This is a genomic window from Actinomycetes bacterium, assembly GCA_036000965.1.
In the GTDB taxonomy this organism is placed as follows: domain Bacteria; phylum Actinomycetota; class CALGFH01; order CALGFH01; family CALGFH01; genus DASYUT01.
Map to the genome: position 1 here is coordinate 60,960 of DASYUT010000180.1, position 21,415 is coordinate 82,374.

The following is a 21,415-nucleotide window of genomic DNA, read 5'->3' on the forward strand; positions in this document are numbered from 1 at the left end:
GAAAGCCAACCGCCGGCGCGCCGGGCGCGCCAGGCGCAGTGCCCACGCGTTCGCTACGCAATGCCCACGCAGTCGGCGCAGGCGGGTGTGAGCGGCCGGGTCGTGGCCCGGCTGGGGCCGGGCGGCGGCACGCCGGTCAACGGACGGTTGTCGCGACCGGGCGCGCGGTGCGGGCGTTAGCCGTGGCCGGCGCGGAGCTGCTCGATGCGAGCGATGTAGCTCTGGACGCGGAGCTGCGCGAACAGCTGGCCCGCCGCCTCGAGGTGCTCGGCGGCGCTTCCGGCTTGGCGCTGCGCGCGCGCGAGCTCGGCCAGCGCGAGGTGGGTGCGCCCGGCGTCGAAGCGCGACCCAATCGCCTCGAAGGTCCGCAGCGCCTCGCCCAGCCGGCGCTCGCCCTCGCCGTGGTCGCTCCCGGCACGGGCGATGTTGCCCAGCGCCCGTTGGGCCAGGCCGACGGCCCACTTGAAGCCAACTTCGCCGCTGATCTGCAGCCCGTGCAACGCCTCGGTCTGCGCTTGGGCAGCGTCGCCCCGGAGCAGATAGGCCTCGGCGAGCCAGCCCTTGAACCAGCCGACGAGCCGCGAGTAGCCCATTCCGGCGAGCAGGTCGATGGACTCCTCGAGGAGCCGGATCGCCTGGTCCGCATCGCCGCGCTCCAGGTATGCGTAGCCCGTCCACCCGAGGGAGAACGAGTTGTTGAGCGGGTCCGGTGACAGCTCGATGCTGCGGTGGCCCCAGGCGATCGCCTCGTCCTCGTCCCCGCGCGTGGCCGAGTAAAAGGCGCGGTTCCAGGCGGCATAGCTCTGGAGGCGGTGGTCCCCGAGCTCCTCGCCGATGGCGAAGCCGCGGGCGGCGCACGCTAGCGCCGCGTCCAGCTCGCCCATGAAGTAGAGGTTGAGGCCTTGCCAATTGAGGGACTGGCCGAGCCAGAAGCGCTCCCCCGTTGGCTGCATGAGCTCAACCGCGCGGCGGGCATGATCGAGGCCTTCCTGAAAGCGCGAGACCCACATCGATTCCTTGGCCAGCACGTAATGCGCCTTGCCCTGGGTTGCCGAATCGCCGGCGCGCGCCGCCGCCGCGATGGCGCGCTCGGCACACGCCACCGCCTGCTGGTAGTTGCCCAGGTGGCTGTGCGCGTGCGCGAGCTCGAAGTAGAAGCGACCGCCGAGCCCCGTATCACGGAGCTGATCCAGGCGCGCACGGTGGCGCTCCAGCAGGTCGACGGTATCCCGGAAGCGACCCAGGAAGTAGTTCGAGGCCGCCAGGACCACGGCCAGCTCGACCAGCTGCCGATCCTGCTCGTCGGCCGGCAGGCGCGCTACGTGCGCCTGCGCCTCTTCGAGCGCCCGGGCGGCGTCCGGGTGCGCGTGGACCCGGGCCGCCTTGGCGGCGAAGCGCGTCAGGTATTCGACGGCCTTGGGAGACTCGTGGGTCCTGGCATAGTGGTGGGCCAGTCGATCGTAGACCTCCTCCAGCCGGTCCGCGTAGCGCGCTTCGAGGGCGCGGCCGGCGGCCGCGTGCAACGCACGCCGCCGCCCGGCCAGCAGGGTCTCGTAGGCCACATCTTGCGTAAGCGCGTGCTTGAACACGAACCCGGGCTCCCGGCCCACCTGCTCGTAGATGAGCTCCAGCCGCTGGAGCTCCTGGAGCTGCGGGGGCAGCGGAGCAGCCTCCTGCCAGACGGCCCCGAGCAGCCGCAGCGGGACCTCCCGGCCCAACACGGACGCGGTCTGCAAGACCCGACGAGGCGTGTCCGCCAGTCGATCCATGCGGGCCATCAGCACGCCCTGGATGGTCTCTGGAACGATCGTGTCGGCGCCGACCTGACCGTGCTCGAGCACCGCGCGCGCCAGCTCCTCCAGGAAGAAAGGGTTGCCCTCGCCGCGCTCCAGGATCACCTGCGCCAGGGCCTCGGGGACCCGGTCCGCCTGGAGCACGGAGCGGACCACGCCCAGGCGTCCGCAGGGCTGAGGCGTCGCAGGGCGAGCTGCGTCACGTACGAGTGCTCCCCCCAAGGCGGTTGGTAGCCGTGACGCCACGTGCACACCAGCAGGATCTGCGCCCCGGCCAGGCTCTCCGCGAGCGAGGCGAGGTACTCCTCGGAGGACCGGTCGATCCAGTGCAGGTCTTCGACCGCGAAGATGATCGGCCGTTGCTGGCTGCCGTTTAGGCTCCAGGTCTTCAGGGTCTCGAAGATGCGCACCTTGATCCCCTCCGGGCTCAGATGCCCCAGGGCCGCAGCGCCGTCGCCCACACCGAGCAGGTGCAGGATGTAGGGGGCGTGGCGGTCCGGCTCCAGCCCGACTCCTGCAGGCCGAAACGCACCTTCTCGGCGACCGCCGCCGGCGCCTCCCCGTCCTGGATTCCGCAGTTGGCCCGCACAAGGTCCAGGATCGGCAGGTACGGGATGCTGCCGCCATACGACAGGCAGCGTCCCTCCAGGTAGGTGATGTGCCTGGCGCCCAGGCTGCGCCGGAACTCGTACAGCAGGCGTGACTTGCCGATGCCCGGCTCACCGACCACGCCCACGACCTGGCCGTGGCCCGCCTCCATCTTCGCGAGCGGCCCGCGCAGCGCCGCCAACTCGTCGTCGCGGCCGATGAAGTGGCTCAGCAGCCGCCGCGCGCTCATCTCCGGCGAGGCAGCGACCTGCGCCAGGACGTCATGCAGGGTGCTCATCTCGAGGTCCCGCCCGACGAACTGGCTCAGCGGCCGGGCGCCCAGCCCCTCGATCGGCGAGCGCCGCGGCCCCACCCCAGTTACCCGGAAGGCCACCACGGACCCGCCCCCGCCCCGCAACGGCACGGGACCAAGCTCCTCCAGGCGGACATAGCCGGTCACCATGCGGGCGGTGGCAGCGCCTATCACGATCGTCCCCGGCTCCGTCCGCTGCTGCAGGAGGCCCGCCACCGTGGTCGTTTCCCCGAGGGCGCTCAGGCGCCGCTCGGGCCCCGTGCCGATGTGTCCGACGGCCACCAGGCCCGTGTTCAGGGCCATGCGCAGCACAGAGGAAGGGGTCCAGTCGTTGTCCGGCACACCATGCGCGGCCCATGGCTCGTTGAGCCGTCGCTGGAGCCCGAGCGCCGCCAGTACACCCCGCCGGGCATGGTCCTCGTGCGCTACGGGCACGCCGAAAAGGGCCACGACGCCGTCGCTCAAAAAGCTGCTGACGGTCCCCTCGAAGCGCCGGACCTCCGCCTCCGCCAGCTCGAAGAAGTAGTCCAGGAAGGCGAGCATCCCCTCCTGGCCCAGGCGCTCGGCCAGCATGGCGGGGTCCGCGAGCTGGCAGAACAGGACCGTCGCCTGCTTGTGCTCCCCCTCCGCAGCCGCTGAGGCGGGATCTGCCGGCGGTGCCGTGGCGCCGGGGGATGCAGCATCGCCGGGCAGCACGGCCGTCGGGCTCAACTCCGGCGCCACGCGTGACGCCCCACACGCGTGGCAGAAACGGTCAGCGGGCTCGGCCGCGGCCCCACAGGCTGGGCACGTGACCTCCAGCGGCTCGCCACAGCCGACACAGAACCGGGCGCCCGGCGCGTTCTCGCGCTCGCAGCGGGCGCATCGCCGAGCCGCCGCCGAGGGCGAACCAGCCTCGGCGGACTCAGGCCGCCGCTGGCCGGCGGCCACCAAGGCCACCCGATCGTCCGGCGCCAGCTCCAGCGCCTCGGCCAGGCGACGCAGCGTATGGAAGTGCGGGAACCGCCGCGCGCCCCGTTCCAGATCCGCGATGCCACGCACGCTCAGCCCCGCCCGGTCCGCCAGCGCCTCCTGCGTCAGGCCCGCCGAGATCCGATACCCGCGCAGCAGCGCGCCGAAGCTCCCTCGCCCTCCAGCGGTCATCGCTCCCTCTCGCCGACGCGGACGCTGCTCGGAGCATGCCGATCACCGGCGGCGCGCCCGTGCGCGGCCGGCCACCGGGCCTGGCGGTGAGCACATCCCAGGCGCCCACATGGCATGCCCACCGCGATCGACCTCCGAACGCCACCAAACGCCGCCATCCCCACGCCACGAGGGGGGAGGCGACGCCTCGCATCAGACCGAAGTGAGCGAGCAACACAGCTGCAACACGCCGGAGGAATCCGGCGCAAACCTGGAGACCGACACAGATGAGCCGCTTGCTCCACGTGACACGCCCTTCGGCGCGAGCCTACACCCGGGCCCCACACGCGGTCAGCGGGGTTACACCGATGATCGCCCGCGAAGGGCGCGGGAGGTCCCGAGCCTGAAGCCCAGGGCTCTCATGGCGATCACCCTCCGCCGACCGACAACGCTCCGAGCTGCAGCGCAAAGACGCCAAGCACGACCTATAACGCGCGAACATGAACGTCTTGCGGTGCGCAGCACCGATCGGCGCGTTCCACTAGCAGTACTTCGTTATGTCGGCGCGACTGACGGGTGTAACCACGCCGTCGACCGTGGCAGTCTGCGCAGGCACACCGGACACGCGCCGGCCCAACCGGCGAGCAGCACTTGCAGCTCGCGCACGACCGCGAAGGTGGTCAGGCCGACGCACGGGCTTTTTGGGTCCAGCCGCTCCAGGGTCACGAAGGCGTGGGCGGCCGAGACCAGGGTCACGTGGTGGTGCCAGCCCTGCCAGGAGCGGCCCTCGAAGTGGTCCAGGCCGAGCGCGTCCTTGAGCTCGCGGTCGAGGGCGGCGGCGAGTGTTCAGCGCCGAGCCGCTGACCTGGCTGGGCTGCTACTGCCCTGGGGTGGGGGTGCGCAGGGGCAGGAGCTGACCGTCGCGGACCTCCGGGGGCAGGGAGAAGTTGTAGTGGCCCAGGAACCGGAGGTGGTCGAACCCAGCGGGGAGAGGCGGGCGATGTCGGCGACGCGGTGTTCGTGGTGACCCACCAGGCGCCGACCGACTGGCCCCATCCGGACGCACCGTTCACCTTCGTCACCGACGGCGTGCGCAGCGCCGTGGCGCAGGCAAAGGCCTTCGCCGGGGACAGGGACGTGTCCCTCAGCGCCGGTGACATCGGCGGGCAGGCCCTCGAGGCCGGGCTGGTCGATGAGCTGGGAGTGGACCTGGTGCCGGTCGTGTTCGGCGCCGGTGTCCGGTTCTTCGGTGAGTTCGCCCAATCCCCTCTGCTGCTGGAGAACTCGAGGGTGGTCCAGGGGGATCGGGTGACCCACCTGCACTTCCGGGTGCGGAAACCGTGACACCGGCCGCAGCAGCGGAGCAAGACGGTGGTAGGTCTCCGCGCGGGCGCCGTCGCGCGCCGCGGCGACCCGCCGCGTAAGGGCGTCCACCGGCGGGCGGACGACGAATACACGACACCTCAATACCGGTCTCTACCAGTATCAAGAGCCGATCTGCCGGGGCGCGAGCGTCCACGTCGCCTCGCTCGACGCCGGGTCGACGTCCCATGGAGGTCGAACGGGCCGGCGTCTGGGTCAGCGGAGCCGCGCCACCATGGTGCGCCGGGCTGCCGTCCGGCCGCGGCGCGGGTAACGTGGGGCGGCCGGGCAGGCAAATCATGTTGGGCCGCGGGCAGCCTGCGGCCCGGCGCACCATGGTGGCGCCGACGCTCGCCGGAGGTGCTCCACGTGACCGAGCTCGCCGACCGCCGGGCCGCCATCCGGCGGGCAGACCGGAGCGGCCTGTCGCTGGCCGAGGCGCAGGCGCTCGCGGCCCAGCTCCGGCGGACGGTCCGGGGCGAGGTCCGCTTCGACCAGGCCAGCCGCGCGCTGTACTCGACCGACGGGTCGAACTACCGCCAGGTGCCCATCGGCGTGGTCTGTCCCCTGGATGCCGAGGACGTGGTCGCCACGGTGGCCGCCTGCCGCCGCTTCGGCGCGCCGGTCCTCGGCCGCGGAGGTGGGACCAGCCTGGCCGGCCAGTGCTGCAACGTCGCGGTGGTCGTCGACATGTCCAAGTACATGCACCGCGTGGTCGAGCTCGACCCGGTCCGGCGGCTCGCGCGCGTCGAGCCCGGGATCGTGCTCGACCGGCTGCGCGAGGCGGCCGAGGAGCACCGCCTCACCTTCGGCCCCGACCCGGCCACCCACACCCACTGCACCCTGGGCGGGATGATCGGCAACAACTCCTGCGGCGTGCACGCCCTGATGAACGGCAAGACGGTCGACAACATCGAGGCGCTGGAGGTGCTCACCTACGACGGGCTGCGGATGACCGTCGGGCCGACCACCGAGGAGGAGCTGGCCTCGGTCATCGCCGCGGGCGGCCGCCGGGGGCAGATCTACGCCGGCCTGCGCGACCTGCGCGACCGCTACGCCGACCTCATCCGTCAGCGGTACCCGCGCATCCCCCGGCGCGTCTCCGGCTACAACCTCGACCAGCTGCTGCCCGAGCACGGGTTCAACGTGGCACGGGCCCTTGTCGGTACCGAGAGCACATGCGTCCTCGTCCTTGAAGCGACTTGTCAACTTATCTACAGCCCGCCGGTACGACGGCTGGTCGTGCTCGGCTTCCCCGACATCTACCAGGCCGGGGACGCCGTGCCGCTGGTCCTCGAGCACCGGCCGAGCGGGCTCGAGGGCATGGACGACCAGCTCATCGGCTACATGCGCAACATCGGGCTGCACCCCGACGAGGTCGGCCTGCTCCCCCCCGGCGGCGGCTGGCTGCTGGTGGAGCTGGCCGCCGAGGACGGCGCCGAGGCGGTCGACCGGGTCCGCGACCTGGTGGACGGCCTCGGCCAGCAGGGCGTCCGCCCGTCGGTGGCCACCTTCGACGACCCCGCGCAGGCCAAGCTCATCTGGACGGTGCGCGAGTCCGGGCTCGGCGCCACCGCCCGGGTGCCGGGCCAGAAGCCCATGTGGGAGGGGTGGGAGGACTCCGCGGTCGCGCCTGACCGCATCGGCGACTACCTCCGCGACCTGCGCAAGCTGCTCGACCGCCACGGCTACCACGGCTCCTTCTACGGCCACGTCGGGCAGGGCTGCATGCACACCCGCAACGACTTCGACCTGCAGACACAGGGGGGCGTGGCCCGCTTCCGCGCCTACGTCGAGGAGGCTGCGGACCTGGTGGTCGGCTATGGCGGCTCGCTGTCGGGCGAGCACGGCGACGGCCAGGCCAGGGCCGAGCTGCTGCCCCGGATGTTCGGCCCCGAGCTGGTGGCCGCCTTCGGTGAGTTCAAGGCGATCTGGGACCCGGAGGCCAGGATGAACCCGGGCAAGGTCGTCGACGCCTACCGGCTCGACGAGAACCTGCGCCTGGGCGCCGGGTACGCGCCGCCGCGGCTGGCCACCACCTTCCGGTTCCCGGCCGACCAGGACGGCTTCGCCGACGCCGTCCTGCGCTGCGTCGGGGTGGGCAAGTGCCGGCGCGAGGACGGCGGGACCATGTGCCCGAGCTACATGGTGACCCGCGAGGAGCAGCACTCCACCCGCGGCCGGGCCCGCCTGCTGTTCGAGATGCTCCAGGGCGAGGTCGTCACCGGCCGCTGGCGCTCCAAGGAGGTCCACGACGCCCTCGACCTCTGCCTGTCGTGCAAGGGCTGCAAGGGCGACTGCCCGGTCTCGGTGGATATGGCCACCTACAAGGCCGAGTTCCTGTCCCACTACTACAAGGGTCGCCTGCGGCCGCGCACCGCCTACTCGCTCGGGCTGGTCTGGTGGGCTGCCCGGGCCGCCGCGCGCGCGCCCCGGCTCGCCAACTTCCTGACCCAGGCCCCGCTGCTCCGCCAGCAGGTCAAGCTCCTCGGCGGGATCGCCCCGGCCCGTCCCGTCCCGCCGTTCGCCGTCGAGCCGTTCACCACCTGGTTCCGCCGCCGCGGGCCCGGCAATCCGGGTGGCCGGCCGGTGCTCCTCTGGCCCGACACCTTCAACAACTACTTCCAGCCCCAGACCGCCAGGGCGGCGGTCGAGGTGCTCGAGGCGGCCGGCTTCCGGGTCGAGCTGCCCGGCGCACCGCTGTGCTGTGGCCGTCCGCTGTACGACTTCGGCATGCTCACCCTGGCCAGGCGCCAGCTCCGCCAGGTCCTGGCCGCGGTCGGCCCGCGCGTCGCCGAGGGCGTCCCGCTGGTCGGGCTGGAACCGAGCTGCCTGGCCACCTTCCGGGACGAGCTTGCGAACCTGTTCCCCGGCAACGAGGGAGCCAAGCGTCTGCAGCAGCAGTCATTCACCCTGGCCGAGCTGCTCACCGGCCACGCCGACGGGTGGACCCCGCCGGCCGCGCGCCGGCGAGCGCTCGTCCAGGGCCACTGTCACCAGCAGGCGGTCATCGGCATGGGCCCGGACCGGCGCCTGATGGCCGCCATGGGGCTCGAGGCCGAGGTGCTGGACGCCGGCTGCTGCGGCATGGCGGGCTCGTTCGGCTTCGAGCGCGAGCACTACGACGTCGCCATGCAGGTCGGTGAGCGGGTGCTGCTGCCCGCCGTGCGCCAGACCGACCCAGACGTTCTGGTGGTCGCCGACGGCTTCAGCTGCCGGACTCAGATCGAGCAGGCCACTGGCCGCCCCACCCGCCACCTTGCCGAGGTCCTGCGCGACGCCCTGCACGACCAGCCGGGCTCCCGAGTGGGGTCGAGGAGGTGATCCGGCGCGGAAGTTCCTTCCGCGGGCTGCCGGCGAAAAGAATAACTGGCAGTATACTGGCTTGCGATGACAAACTCCGATATCGCCCAGCTGCGACTGTGCAGCCAACACATAGTCGGGCCAAAATTCACTGGTCCTGACGAGGTGGTGCGCTGGCTCGGAGCCATTCAGGCACAGGATTACCTGCAGTCGTTGTGGGCGATTGGCCTTCGCACGCAGCAGTCGACGGTGACTGACATAGAACAGGCAATAGCGGAAAGAAGGATCATCCGGACCTGGCCGATGCGCGGTACCATACATTTTGTGCCGCCGGAAGATGCGAAATGGATGCTGAAGCTCTCGGCTTCACGCATGATAGCCATGGACAGGCGCAGGCTGGAGCAGCTAGGACTTGATGATGAAATCATGGAGCGTTGTAAGGGGCTTTTTTACGACGCGCTGAACGGTGGCAAGCGGTTGCCTCGCTCGAGCATGATGAAATTGCTGGATGACGCAGGCATCAGTACCAAGAATCAGCGCGGCTATCACATCCTGTGGCACACTTCTCAGACTGGCCTGCTTTGCCTAGGCCCGATGCAGGACAGACAGCAGACATTTGTCCTGCTGGACGAGTGGGTGCCTAATTCCAGAGAGTTGTCCCGAGAGGAGTCACTTGCCGAACTCGCCGGGCGTTATTTTGCTAGCCATGGGCCGGCAACCATTCACGACTTCGCCTGGTGGGCGGGGTTGACGGTAACCGACGCAAAGGCAGGGCTTGAGGCAGCAAAACCTGAGCTCATCTCAGAAAAGATGAATGGCAAGGAATGCTGGATGACCAAAGAGTCTCCAGGCCACGCGGCGTACGATAAATCTGGTGTGCACCTGCTCCCAGGGTTTGATGAATATCTGCTCGGCTACAAAGACCGCAGTGCCGTGCTTGCTACAGAACATGCACCGAAAATTGTCCCAGGCAAGAACGGCATGTTCTTACCGACAGTTGTCGTCGCCGGCCAAGTCGTCGGCACCTGGAAACGCAGGCTCAAGAAGAACTCTGTCGACATGACACTCAGCCCCTTCACACAACTTGGTGATTCGGAAGAGAGGGTCATCGAGGCAGCCAGACGTTACAGCGCCTTTATTGGCTTGCCGCTGTCATCAACAGCAATAAGGCGAGGGATTGAGTAAGCCAGCGGCTTCCTGCTGAAAGACAGCGGCCCGGCCGAGCTGTTGCACGGCATCCGCGTGGTCGCGGCCGGCGAGGCGCTGCTGGCGCCCAGGATCACCCGCCGGCTGATCTCCCAGTTCACTGCCGCCCGCACCGCCCACCGGGCGGCAGCCGACCGCCTGGCTGTGCTCACCCAGCGTGAGCGGGAGGTGCTGGCCCTGGTAGAGCAGCCCAACAAGCATCCACGGCCCGGTCCGGGCGGTCAGGGGCGGAGCGGTGCGAGGTCGATCGCTTCGGCGGCGCCGGACACGTGCAGGCCGGGCCTGGGGCCGCCGGCCAGCGTGTACAGGACCGTGCCGACCGCGACCACGCCCAGGCCGTGGCGGGGGGTGGGCAGGGGTGGCAGCGCCCACCAGGTGCCCGCGCGCACGTCGAACGCCTCGGCCTCCTCGAAGGTGGCCTCGGCCTCGCCGCCGACCGCGACCACGAACCCGTTCCCGGTCGCCGCGGCGGCCAGGCCGCCGCGACGGGTCGGCAGGTCGGGCAGGCTCGCCCACTGCCCCGTGGCCGGGTCGTAGACCTCGGCGGCGGTGAAGTTGCCCTGCCCGGGCGCGCGGCCCCCGACCGTGTACACCCGCCCGCCGAACCCGGCGCCGCCCAGGTGCTCACGCCGGGTCGGCGGCCCGGGCGCGGTCGACCAGCGGTTGGTGGTCAGGTCGAACACCAGCATGCTGGCGGCCAGCCCGCCGGGGCCGACGCCGCCGGCCACGTAGAGCCGGCCGCCGAGGGCCGCCGCTGCCCCGGCCGCGCGCCCCTCGGGCAGGTCGGGGAGCGCCGCCCAGCGACCGCCCTCGAGCCGGAAGGCCCGCCGGCTGACGCCACCCGCCGCAGGGTACCCCCCCACCACGTAGGCGGTGCCGTCCATGGTGGCGGCCATGGCGTGGTTGACGGCGACTGGCAGGTCCGGGCCGGGTACCCAGCGGTCGCGCCCGGTGTCGTACACCTCGACGGTGGGCACGGTCGCGCCGTCGGCCCGGAAGCCGCCGGCCACGTAGACGACCTTCCCGACCGCGGTGGCGGCCACCTCGGTCCGCTCCGACGGGGCCGGGGCCAGGCGCTGCCAGGTCGCCTCCCCGGGCGCCGACCGCGGGGGCGGGCCTGGCCGGTCGGACCGGTCCGCGGTGCAGGCCCCGGCCAGCACCACCACCACCACCACCACCACTGCGGCGGCGAGGGCCGCGGGCCGGACCCGCCCGGCCCGTGCACGCGGTCGGCGCGCCACCCACGCGGAGGAGCGGCACACGGGGCGGGCGCCGCTGCCCGGTGCAAGCCGGGCGTTGCCCCCGTGCGCGGGCGGGGCGCCGCTCCCCGGTGCGAGCCCGGCGTCGCTCCCCCGCTTGGGCGGGTGCCGGCGTGTGCTCATGGGGTGATGGCGTAGATGATGGCGGGACCTCCTCGACGCGGCGCGGTCGGGACGCCATCACATCGCCTCGGGCACCGGTTGGCAACCATGCCGGCGCGGCGCACCGGGCCAGCGCGGCGCTATTGTGCTCGAGGGCAGATGCCGCCTTGCGGAGGCTGCCGGCCCGGCGATCCGCAGCGACCGGCTCGCGGAAGGAGACCAGGCGCCATGAGCATCGAAGCCAACGAACGGAAGGTCGTCGACGCGGTCACCCCGAAGCTGTACATCGGCGGGCAGTGGCGGGACGCTGCCAAGGGCGGGACGTTCAAGGTCGAGGACCCGTCGACCGGTGAGCCGCTGTGCGAGGTCGCCGACGCCGGCCCCGAGGACGGCATGGCCGCGCTGGACGCCGCCGCCGCGGCCCAGGCCGACTGGGCCAGCCACCCGCCCAGGGAGCGGGGCGAGATCCTGCGCCGGGCGTTCGAGCAGATCAGCGCCCAGAGCGACGAGCTGGCCCTGCTGATGACCCTCGAGATGGGCAAGCCGCTGGCCGAGTCCAAGGCCGAGGTCGCCTACGCGGCCGAGTTCTTCCGCTGGTTCGCCGAGGAGGCGGTCCGCATCGACGGCCGCTACGCGGCCGCCCCCAACGGCAAGGGCCGGCTGCTGACCATGAAGCAGCCGGTCGGCCCCTGCCTGCTGATCACGCCGTGGAACTTCCCGATGGCGATGGGCACCCGCAAGATCGGCCCGGCGGTCGCCGCCGGCTGCACGATGGTCATGAAGCCGGCCCAGCTGACCCCCCTGTCGATGCTGGCCCTGACCGACATCCTCGAGCAGGCGGGCCTGCCCGCGGGGGTGCTCAACGTCATCACCACCACCTCCTCGGGCGCGGTCATGGCGCCGATCATCAAGGACCCGCGGGCGCGCAAGCTGTCGTTCACCGGGTCGACCGAGGTCGGCCGCAAGCTGATCGCCCAGGCGGCCGACAACGTGCTGCGGGTGTCGATGGAGCTGGGCGGCAACGCGCCGTTCCTGATCTTCGACGACGCCGACCTGGACGCCGCGGTCGAGGGCGCGCTGATCGCCAAGATGCGCAACGTCGGCGAGGCGTGCACCGCGGCCAACCGCTTCCACGTGGCCGAGCCGGTCGCGGAGGCGTTCTCGGCCAGGCTGGCCGAGCGCATGAAGGCGCTGAAGGTCGGCCGCGGCACCGAGGACGGCGTGCAGGTCGGCCCGCTGATCGACGGCAAGGCGGTCCAGAAGGTGAGCGAGCTGGTCGCCGACGCGCTCGACAAGGGGGCCAGGGCCCTGGTCGGAGGCCGCGCCCGCGACGGCCGCGGCTACTTCTACGCCCCGACCGTGCTGTCGGAGGTGCCCGACGACGCGCGCGTGCTCAAGGAGGAGATCTTCGGCCCGGTCGCCCCGGTGGCCTCGTTCGACTCCGAGGAGGCGGCCATCGCGGCCGCCAACGACACCGAGTTCGGCCTAGTCGCCTACGTCTACACCCGCGACCTCAAGCGGGCGTTCCGGGTCGTCGAGGGGCTGGAGACCGGGATGGTCGGCCTCAACCAGGGCCTGGTCAGCAACCCGGCGGCGCCGTTCGGCGGGGTGAAGCAGTCCGGCTTCGGCCGTGAGGGCGGCAGGGAGGGCATCAACGAGTACCTGGAGATCAAGTACGTCGCGATGAACCTGTAGGCGGGTCGGCGAGCCGAAGGCGGCGCGCGTTGTCCGGGGCGGCGGGTGGGCGCTCGGGACAGCGCTGGGGCGCGCGGGCCGAGCGCCGCTGGGGCGGACGCTCCGGACACCGCTGGAGCGTACCGGCCGAGCGCCACTGGGGCGCGCGGGCCGGTGCGGTGCTGCTGGGCGCCCCGCTCGCGCTCGCCTTCCCGCGACCGTCGCTGTGGTGGCTGGCGTTCGTCGGCCTGGTCCCGCTCCTCACGCTGATCCGCGCCGCTCCGACCGGGCGCGACGCGGCCGTGCTCGCCTGGCTCGGGGGTGCCGGCTTCTTCGTTGCGGTTGATGCCTTCCTGCTGCCCAAGGTGGGCCCGTTCGCGGTCCCGGCCGCGCTCCTGCTCGGGACCTGCTGGGCTCCCTGGGGGCTCATCGCCTGGGCCCTGCTGCACCGTGAGCCCTCCGCCGCGCGGGTGCTGGCCGCGCTCGCCGTGGTGCCCAGCGCGTTCGTGGCCGGCGAGTACGTGCGGGCCTGGCCGGGCCTTGGCGGCCCGTGGGGGCTGCTCGGCGCCAGCCAGTGGAACGACCTCCCGGTGCTCGCGCTCGCCTCAGTCGGCGGCGTGTGGGCGGTGAGCTTCCTGCTCGCCGCCGTGAACGTCGCCGTCGCCGTCGCGCTCGCACCCCGTGCCAGCCGGCCCGGGCTCGTGCCGGCGGTCCCGGCCCAAGCTGGACCGGGCAGGCTCAGGGTCCAGCCGGCGGTCCCGACCCGGGCCGGATCGGGCGGGCACGCGCCCGATCCGGCGGTCCCGGCGGGGCTGGGCGGGCGCCAACCCGCGCGGATGAGTGCGGCAGAGCCGGGGCCGGCTGGGCGCTGGCCAGGGCGGGTGGGTACGGCAGGGCTGGGACCGGGGCCGGGTGGGCAAAGGCCGGGGCGGGTCGTCGCGGCCGTTGCCCTGGTCGGACTGGTCGCCGGCACCTTGGGGTACGCGGCGCTGCGCCCAGCGTCTGCGCCGTCCGGCACCGTGCGCGTGGCCGTGGTCCAGCCTGGGGTCGTCCACCAGGTGGAGCCCCGCTTCCGCGCCAGCGAGGCCGCCACCCTGGCCCTCGCACCCACCCGCCCCGACCTGGTCGTCTGGGGCGAGAGCAGCGTGGGCCGGGACCCGGCCACCCACCCGGGGGACCTGGCCCGGCTCACGGCCGCCGCCCGCGCGACCGGCGCCCGCGTGCTGGTCAACGTCGACGCCGAGCAGGCCACGGGCGCCCCGGGCACACCAGCCCCGGCCGCTACAGCGCCAGCCCAGTCCGGGTCGTCCGCCCTGCCCAGGGCATCCGCCCTGTCCGGGGCGGGCCAGGGCGGCCGGCGTGCCGCCGGGATCTACAAGACCTCGCTGCTGGTCGGGCCGAACGGCCCCGAGGGAAGCTACGACAAGATGCGGCTGGTGCCGTTCGGCGAGTACATCCCGCTGCGGCGGCTGTTCGGCTGGGTCACCCGCTTCACCGACGCCGCCGCCCTGGACCGGCGGCATGGCAGCCGGCTGGTGGTCCTCGACGCCGGCCCGGTGGCGGTCGGGCCGCTCGTCTGCTTCGAGTCCGCCTTCCCCGACCTGGCCCGGTCGCTCGCCGGCCAGGGCGCCGACCTGGTCGTGGTGCAGAGCGCGACCACCACCTTCCAGCAGAGCTGGGGTCCCGACCAGCACGCCAGCCTGGCCGCCGTGCGCGCGGTGGAGTCCGGGCGCCCGGTCCTGCAGGCCGCGATCAGCGGGGTGTCGGCGGCGTTCGACGCGCGCGGGCGCCGGCTCGCCTGGCACCCGACCACCTGGCGGGGCGCGGACGTGATCGCCGTGCCCCTCTCCCGCGAGCGCACGCCCTACGTCCGCTTGGGCGACTGGCTGCCGGCCGGGTCCTGTGTGCTCACGCTGGTCGCCCTGGCCTGGGTGGCCCGGCGGCGCCGCCCTCCGGGCCACCGGGGCGGGCCGGATCAGCCCGACCCGGCCGCCGACCGGCCCTCACGCCGGGCCTTGGCGCCCTCGCCGGCCTCGCCGAGCGGGGCACCGCCCCGGGCGCCGCTGGCGTAGTCGGCCTCGCCGAGGCTGCGCCGCCCGCCGTCGTCTGGATGCACGGCAGACATGCTTCTCGACCAGGCCTGACCGAGGGGTTACCCTCGTACCCGTCGAGTGCATCGCACGAGCGCACAAGGGACCTGACGATGGCACCTCCGATTCGACGCATTGGCATCCTCACCAGCGGGGGCGACGCCCCCGGCCTGAACGCTGTGATCCGGGCCGTGGTCAGGACCGCCCAACTCGAGTACGGCTGGACGGTGGTCGGCATCGAGCACGGCTTCGAAGGCCTGATCGGCAAGCCCAGCGTCCGCAACCTCGACCTCGGGGCGGTCAGCGGCCTCCTGCCCAGGGGTGGGACGATCCTCGGCTCGACCAACAAGGGCCACTTCGCGCTCATGGAGGTCGACGGCGAGCTCCAGCGCGATCCGCGCCCCTACAAGGAGCTGGCCAGCAACGTCCGCCGGCTCGGCATCGACGCGCTCGTGGTGATCGGCGGCGAGGGCAGCCAGGGCATCGCGAGTGAGCTGGCCAGGTACGGGGTGCGGGCCATGGGCGTGCCCAAGACGATCGACAACGACCTCTGGGGCTGCGAGCAGACCTTCGGGTTCGACACCGCGCTCACGGTGGCGACCGAGGCGATCGACCGGCTGCACACCACCGCCGCCAGCCACGACCGGGTCATGGTGCTCGAGGTGATGGGGCGCGACACCGGCTGGATCGCGCTGCATTCCGGGCTCGGCGGCGGCGCCGACATCATCCTCATCCCGGAGATCCCGTTCACCGTCGAGGGCATCGCGAGCAAGGTGATGACCCGCGAGTTCCAGGGGTCGAGCTTCTCGATCGCGGTCTGCGCCGAAGGTGCCGGCGAGGAGGGCGGCAGCCAGATCTACCAGGAGGTCACCGGCACGCTCGGCGGCGTCGGCGCCTACGTCGCCACCCAGGTCGCCAAGCTGACCGGCAAGGACGCCCGGGTGGTCGTCCTCGGCCACCTGCAGCGCGGCGGTATGCCCACCCCCTATGACCGCATCCTGGCCACCCGCTTCGGCGCGGCCGCCGTGCACAAGCTCGCTGAGGGCCGCTACGGCGAGGTGGTGGTGATGCAGGGGGGCCAGATCACCACCGTGCCGATGCTCGAGGTGGCCGGGCGGGTGCGCACGGTCCCCACCGACCACGAGATCATCCATACCGCCCGCGGCCTGGGGATCGCCTTCGGCGACGAGGGCGACGCCGACGCCGTCCCCGAGTCGCTCCCCTGAGCTCGGCCCCGCTCGGCCCCTTCGACCCCTTTGGTGGTAACCCGGGCGGGCCGTAGGCGTGGAGATCGCCTGTCCGTCGGCAGATCGCCTGTCGGTCGGCGCTTTGGGAGAGCAGGATTCCGGCTGGGCTGTCGGGGCCGGGTCGCAGGCCCGGAGATCGCCTGTCGGGGCGGGGTGGTAGCGTCCCCGGCCAGTCGTTCTCGGACCCGAGCCGTCCAGGGGTGCCGCCGTGCGGGAGCTGGAACCGGCCCGGCCGGGCGAGGCCGAGCCGCTCGCCGGCCTGCTCGAGCTGGCCGACGTGTACGCGCTGCGGTCCAGGGCGTCCGCGACCCTCAAGGCGTACGCCACCGACTGGCGCCACTTCTCGGACTGGTGCTCGGCCCGCGGCTTGGCCGCCCTGCCCGCCGAGGTCAAGACGGTGGCGGCCTACCTGGCCGCCCACGGGGGCCGGCTCGCCGTGACCACGCTGCGGCGGCGGCTGTCGTCGATCTCCCAGATCCACCAGGCGGCCGGGCACCGCAGCCCGACCGCGACCCCCGAGGTTCGACTGGTCTGGCAGGGCGTGGTGCGCACCCACGGCCGCCGCCCGGCCAGGCAGGCCGAGCCGGCGGTCACCGACACGCTGCGGGCGATGGTCGCCACCCTGGACGACGGCTTGCTCGGCCGGCGCGACCGGGCCCTGCTGCTGGTCGGCTTCGCCGGCTTCCTGCGCCGCTCGGAGCTGGTCGCCCTCGATGCCGCGGACGTCGTCGAGGTCCCCGAGGGGCTCGAGCTCCTGCTGCACCGCTCCAAGACCGACCAGGAGGGCGAGGGCGCGGTGCTGCCGATCCCCTACGGCGCCCACGAGGCGACCTGCCCGGTGCGGGCCTGGAGGGCGTGGGCCACGGCCGCGGGCATCACCGGCGGCCCCGCGTTCCGCGGGGTCGACCGGCACGGCAACGTGGCCACCACCCGCCTGTCGGACAAGACGGTCGCCCGCGCGGTCAAGCGCGCCGCCGGGCGGGCCGGTCTGGACACCGCCGCGTTCTCCGGCCACAGCCTGCGGGCCGGGCTGGCGGTGGCCGCGGCCCAGGCCGGCGTGGCCGAGGAGCTGATCATGGAGCAGGGGCGCTGGAAGTCACCGGCGGTCGCGCGCACCTACATCCGCCGGGGCGAGCTGTGGCGTGAGGTCGCCGCGGCCAAGGTGGGACTGTGACTCAGGGCCGGAGGGCAGGCCATGCGCCTCGACGCGTGCGGCGGTGAAGGTGAGCGGAGTTCCCGGCCGGCGGCTGTTCGGGTCGGGACTCGTCCCGCTGACCACACCACCTCAACTCGCTGCCGCATTGGTTAGACTCCGAGTCATGCCGCGAGTTGTCCATCCTTGGCAAGAGGTCACACCGCCGGATCCGGTGAACGGCCCGCTGCGGTCCATGCTCGAGACCGTCGACGAACTCCGGATCGCATGGAAGCGGTCGATCGACCGCGCCTCGTCCGAGGAGTTCGCCGAGGCTCGGCGTCGCTCACTCCGCCGGCACGCCATCGAGACAGGGATCATCGAGCGGCTCTACGACGTCTCCTGGGGCGTCACCGAGGCGCTCGTCGCCGAGGGTCTGACCCTCGAAGTCGCCGAGCGCGAGGGCGGTGTGGACCTCGACGCGCTCGCCACCATCAACACACAGTTCGAGGCGCTGGCCGCATTGGCCGAAGCCGCCCGGGAAGGCCGCGACCTGACGGTGTTCTTCGTCCGCGAGCTTCACCAGGCGATCACCCGCCACCAGGCGACCTACGAGGCCAGCAACGATCTTGGCCAGGTGCTGCAGGTCCCGCTGCGACATGGCGAGTGGAAGACGCAGCCGAACCACGTCGTCCGGCCGGACGGCTCGCTGCTCGAATACGTCCCCCCCGAGCACGTCCAGCCGGAGATGGAACGGCTCATCAGGCTGTATGAGCAGAACGCCCATGTCCATCCCATCATCCTTGCCGCGTGGCTGCACCATCGCTTCATCCGCATCCACCCGTTCCAGGACGGGAACGGCCGTGTCGCGCGAGCCCTCGTCCTCCTGGTCCTGCTGCGCCAGGACTACGCGCCGCTGGTGGTCGACCACCGGCGGCGGGACGAGTACCTGCACGTCCTGGACCTCGCCAACCTCGGCGAATTGGCGCCGCTCGTCAGGCTCTTCGCCGGCTTCGAGATCGTCGCGCTGCGGAGCGAGCTGACGTTGCCGGCCGTGGCCGCGGCGGCACCCGTGGGCGCGGTCGGTGTCGCGCGGGCCTACGTCGAGCGTCTCCGGGCGCTTCGCGAGACCGATCTGGCAAGGCTCGCGGCGGACTCGGCTTCCCTGGCGCAGGCAGTCGGCGCGAGGATCTCGTCGCACGTCGAGTCGCTCGGCGCTGAGCTCGAGCGGACGTTCGCCGAAGTCGACCCCGCAGCGCGGACTCGGGTATACAGCGCCGAGCCACCCGATCCTCGCGCGAAGTGGTGGTTCGCCCAATTGGTTCGTGCCGCCCGTCAGGTCGACTTCTACACCAACCTCACCGACGGAGCCTGGTGGACGCGCCTCCACCTCTCCGCCCTCGGCCAGACAATGCGCTATGTGGCAGCGGTGCAGAAGGTCGGGCAGGGCGAGACGGGCGTGCTGGCGATGACGGTGTTCGCGGAGCGGCTGCTACCCAGGGGCGAGAGTAGTGAGGCAGGCGACCAGTCGGACGCCATCCCGGAGCAGCTGTTGACGCTCTCCAGCGACGACAGCGTCACCCTCGTGCATACCGACACCGCCGACGAGCGGTGGCAGGAGATCGCCGACCTGATCGATCGAACGTTGGCCGCCGCGATGGACCAGTTCAGCCGAAAACTGGCCTGACGTCTCGCGGCGCACGCCACGGCTGCAAGTTCTTCCTCCAATGCGGCGCCCTGGCATCGGCGGCTGCTCGCCAACCACCCGTCGCCGGTCAGGCGGCAGGCCGTTCTCAAGCCGCCGGAGCTGGCCGCCGGCGTCACCTTCCTAGACGGCTTCACCATCCTAGACGGCTTCACCATCCTGGTGCCCGGCTCGAACCGGATAGCTAGCCTTCACATGCCGACTCGACTTTCGCACTTTCGCGTTTGGGATGGCCTGCTGAGTTGACCGGCTTGCCTGGCCGAGCCGAAGCAAGGGGAGCATCGGCGGCTCATCCGACCAAGGAGTCACCGCCGATGCCCGCCGAGCCTACCGCGCTTGCTCGCCGAGCTGCTTAGCGGGTGAGGTCGCGCCGGGTGAACCATGCGACCGCCCAGAGCAGGGCGACCGCCGCGACCGCCGCCAGGATCAGCAGATCGCCGCCTGACGCCTTGCCGGCGAGCAGGTCCGTGGGCTGGAAGTAGTGGAACGGCGAGGCGTAGCGCAGGCCGCTGATGCCGTCGATGAGCAACGCGATGAAGTTCATGAAGAACCACGCGACCACGATGCCGACGGTGACGCCGATCGCCCGGCCGCGCAGGCTCGACCGGGCCGAGACGAGCATCCCGACCATGGCGACGCCCACAAACAGCAGCCACGAGCCGGTGAAGGCGCGCAGGACCGACCCGACCGACAGCGCCCGGACCCCGCCGATGGTCTGCCTGGCCAGCAGCACGCCGGCGAGACCTCCCGCCTCGGCGGCGGTCACGGCCACGATCGAGGCGAGCGCCTTGGCGAGCAGGAACGGCACGCGGCCGACGGGCCGGACAAGCACCAGGTCGATGGTGCCCCGCTCGACCTCCGTGGCCACCGACCCGGCGGCGACCAGCAGCGCCGATGAGGTCAGCAGGGAGAGCGTGACCGGGTGGGTCATGCCGGTGGCGAGCCACCCGGCGGCGTGGAAGAAGTCGGCCGAGCCGCCAAGGAACGCCGTCATGGCCTTGGGCGGCGACTGGAAGAAGGGGAGGTTCGGCGCCTGCTTGGTGAACGACGACGAGGCGAGCAGCACCAGGTAGAAGAACGCGCCGGCGCCGAGCGCGAGCACGCCCAGTGGGCGGCGCACCTGCCGCAGCGTGTGGCGGAGCACGGTCGTGCTCATCGCGCCTGCTCCTTCTCGGCCCCCCCGTAGATCTCGAAGAACGTCTCGGCGAGATGCTCCGGCTCGGCCAGAAACTCCTGCACCGCCAGCGCACCGAGCCGCCGCATCAGCGGCTCCATGTCGCCCCGGAACTCGAAGCGGTGGACCAGGCCGAGGCCATCGCTCTCCAGGCCCGAGACGCCCTCCAGGTCGAGGATGGCCGCGTCGGCGAGCGGCTCCTTGAGCACCAGGGTGCAGTGGCGCACGCGCTCACCGGTGAGGTCAGCGGTCGGCCCGGTGCGCACGACGCGGCCGGCCTTGAGCACCGCGACCTGCTCGGTCGTCTCCTCCACCTCAGAGAGGATGTGGGAGGACAGGAAGATGGTCCCGCCCGCCTTTCGGTGCTCGGCGAGCAGCCCGACGAACCGCTCCTTCATGACGGGGTCGAGGCCCTCGGTCGGCTCGTCCAGCACCAGCGCGTGGGGTTCATGCTGGAACGCCTGGATGATGCCGATCTTCTGCTTCATCCCCCGCGAGTACAACCGGACCTGGCGCCGCAGGTCGGCCTGGGACAGCTCCAGCCAGTCGCACAGCTCCCGCTGGCGCACGGGCAGGCGCCGCTGCAACGCGCCGAGGTAGTCGAGGCATTCGCCGCCGGTCATCTGCGGCCACAGCCCGAACTCGCCCGGGAGATGCCCGACCTCGGCCAGCACCGCGCTGAGGTCGGTGGCCACGTCGTGTCCGAGGATGCGGACCCTGCCGGCCGTCGGCCGGATGAGGCCGAGCATGCATCGGATGGTGGTCGTCTTGCCGGCCCCGTTGGGGCCGACGTAGCCGAACGCCTCGCCCTCGGCGACCGACAGCGACACCCCATCCACGGCCAGCTTGCGGCCATACCGCTTGACGAGCCCCTCGACCTCGATCGCCGCGCCCATCGGCCGACCTCCCGCTCGGTCGGGGTGCCGCCACCACCCGGCTGAGCTTATCCGGTCGGCCGCTCGACCGCGCCAGTTCTACGTGAACTCGACGTTCGCCGTCTTGGGCTGGAGTGGTTTGGTTGCAGGCCGGCTTGCGGGCAGCCCGGTGAACAAGGAGCATCGACGGCTCCATCCGCTCCTCAACGAACAAGCCGCCGATGCCCATGCCGACCTCACCGCCGTCTGTGGTCGGGCTGCTCGCCGGGTTCGCGCCCGGCTTTACCGCCCCGACCTTCCAGACCTTCACCGCGCTGGCCTGCGGATTCCTGACCGGAAAATAACAGACCTCGGCCAGGCAGGCGGCAGCAGCCGGCGAAGCCGGCTCCTCTATTGCGGATGTGGTTGTGGGGGGCGGGGTCAGGCTGCCGGGGTGAGGGTGACGGTGAAGCCCAGGGCCTCCAGCTGGC

Annotated in this window: 14 protein-coding genes and 3 pseudogenes; 10 read left to right on the top strand and 7 right to left on the bottom strand. The window is 72.0% G+C overall.

The window, feature by feature from the left end; translation table 11 throughout:
* Positions 1 to 176: 176 nt before the first annotated feature.
* From VG276_16635 to VG276_16650, 4 genes and pseudogenes are all read right to left on the bottom strand, one after another.
* Complete coding sequence (locus VG276_16635) at positions 177 to 1,937, bottom strand: hypothetical protein (protein ID HEV8650971.1); 1,761 nt, start codon at positions 1,935 to 1,937, stop codon at positions 177 to 179.
* Positions 1,895 to 2,203, bottom strand: coding sequence for a hypothetical protein (locus VG276_16640; protein ID HEV8650972.1), 309 nt, complete (start codon positions 2,201 to 2,203; stop codon positions 1,895 to 1,897). The genes VG276_16635 and VG276_16640 overlap by 43 nt, the downstream gene beginning before the upstream one ends.
* A gap of 17 nt (positions 2,204 to 2,220) precedes the next feature.
* A complete protein-coding gene (locus tag VG276_16645; GenBank protein HEV8650973.1) occupies positions 2,221 to 3,405 on the bottom strand; it encodes an adenylate/guanylate cyclase domain-containing protein in 1,185 nt (394 codons plus the stop codon).
* Positions 3,406 to 4,371: 966 nt separating this feature from the next.
* Positions 4,372 to 4,641: pseudogene (locus tag VG276_16650) on the bottom strand (hypothetical protein).
* A gap of 198 nt (positions 4,642 to 4,839) precedes the next feature.
* Between VG276_16650 and VG276_16655 the strand changes: the two are divergent.
* From VG276_16655 to VG276_16670, 4 genes and pseudogenes are all read left to right on the top strand, one after another.
* Positions 4,840 to 5,160, top strand: a complete 321-nt coding sequence (locus VG276_16655) for a hypothetical protein (GenBank protein ID HEV8650974.1) — start codon at positions 4,840 to 4,842, stop codon at positions 5,158 to 5,160.
* Positions 5,161 to 5,547: 387 nt separating this feature from the next.
* Complete coding sequence (locus VG276_16660; protein HEV8650975.1) at positions 5,548 to 8,502, top strand: FAD-binding and (Fe-S)-binding domain-containing protein; 2,955 nt, start codon at positions 5,548 to 5,550, stop codon at positions 8,500 to 8,502.
* 66 nt (positions 8,503 to 8,568) lie between these two features.
* Positions 8,569 to 9,606 (top strand): annotated as a pseudogene (locus VG276_16665) (winged helix DNA-binding domain-containing protein).
* A gap of 36 nt (positions 9,607 to 9,642) precedes the next feature.
* Positions 9,643 to 9,870: pseudogene (locus tag VG276_16670) on the top strand (DNA-binding response regulator).
* 38 nt (positions 9,871 to 9,908) lie between these two features.
* On the opposite strand, the gene VG276_16675 reads toward VG276_16670, so the two are convergent.
* Positions 9,909 to 11,069, bottom strand: coding sequence for a kelch repeat-containing protein (locus VG276_16675; protein HEV8650976.1), 1,161 nt, complete (start codon positions 11,067 to 11,069; stop codon positions 9,909 to 9,911).
* A 207-nt stretch (positions 11,070 to 11,276) separates the two neighbouring features.
* Between VG276_16675 and VG276_16680 the strand changes: the two genes are divergently transcribed.
* The 5 genes from VG276_16680 to VG276_16700 all read left to right on the top strand — a co-directional run bounded on the left by VG276_16680 (position 11,277) and on the right by VG276_16700 (position 18,878).
* Positions 11,277 to 12,743: an NAD-dependent succinate-semialdehyde dehydrogenase gene (locus tag VG276_16680; GenBank protein ID HEV8650977.1), complete on the top strand. Its 1,467-nt coding sequence runs from the start codon at positions 11,277 to 11,279 to the stop codon at positions 12,741 to 12,743.
* A gap of 29 nt (positions 12,744 to 12,772) precedes the next feature.
* Entirely contained in the window at positions 12,773 to 14,794 is a 2,022-nt protein-coding gene (gene lnt / locus VG276_16685; GenBank protein ID HEV8650978.1) for an apolipoprotein N-acyltransferase, read from the top strand.
* 131 nt (positions 14,795 to 14,925) lie between these two features.
* A complete protein-coding gene (locus tag VG276_16690) occupies positions 14,926 to 16,038 on the top strand; it encodes an ATP-dependent 6-phosphofructokinase (protein HEV8650979.1) in 1,113 nt (370 codons plus the stop codon).
* Positions 16,039 to 16,267: 229 nt separating this feature from the next.
* On the top strand, positions 16,268 to 17,233 hold the full coding sequence (locus tag VG276_16695; GenBank protein ID HEV8650980.1) for a tyrosine-type recombinase/integrase: 966 nt from the start codon (positions 16,268 to 16,270) through the stop codon (positions 17,231 to 17,233).
* A 427-nt stretch (positions 17,234 to 17,660) separates the two neighbouring features.
* Complete coding sequence (locus VG276_16700) at positions 17,661 to 18,878, top strand: Fic family protein (GenBank protein ID HEV8650981.1); 1,218 nt, start codon at positions 17,661 to 17,663, stop codon at positions 18,876 to 18,878.
* Between the two features lie 370 nt (positions 18,879 to 19,248).
* On the opposite strand, the gene VG276_16705 is transcribed toward VG276_16700, so the two are convergent.
* The gene (locus VG276_16705) at positions 19,249 to 20,052 is read right to left on the bottom strand and encodes an ABC transporter permease subunit (GenBank protein ID HEV8650982.1); all 804 of its coding nucleotides are present in this window, start codon (positions 20,050 to 20,052) and stop codon (positions 19,249 to 19,251) included.
* Positions 20,049 to 20,966 carry an ABC transporter ATP-binding protein gene (locus tag VG276_16710; protein HEV8650983.1) on the bottom strand — a complete coding sequence of 306 codons (918 nt, stop codon included), beginning with the start codon at positions 20,964 to 20,966 and terminating at the stop codon, positions 20,049 to 20,051. Before VG276_16710 ends, VG276_16705 begins: the two co-directional genes overlap by 4 nt.
* Before the next feature lie 200 nt (positions 20,967 to 21,166).
* Between VG276_16710 and VG276_16715 the strand changes: the two genes are divergently transcribed.
* Positions 21,167 to 21,289 (top strand): hypothetical protein, encoded by a 123-nt coding sequence (locus VG276_16715; GenBank protein ID HEV8650984.1) that lies wholly within the window; start codon positions 21,167 to 21,169, stop codon positions 21,287 to 21,289.
* Positions 21,290 to 21,415 lie beyond the last annotated feature (126 nt).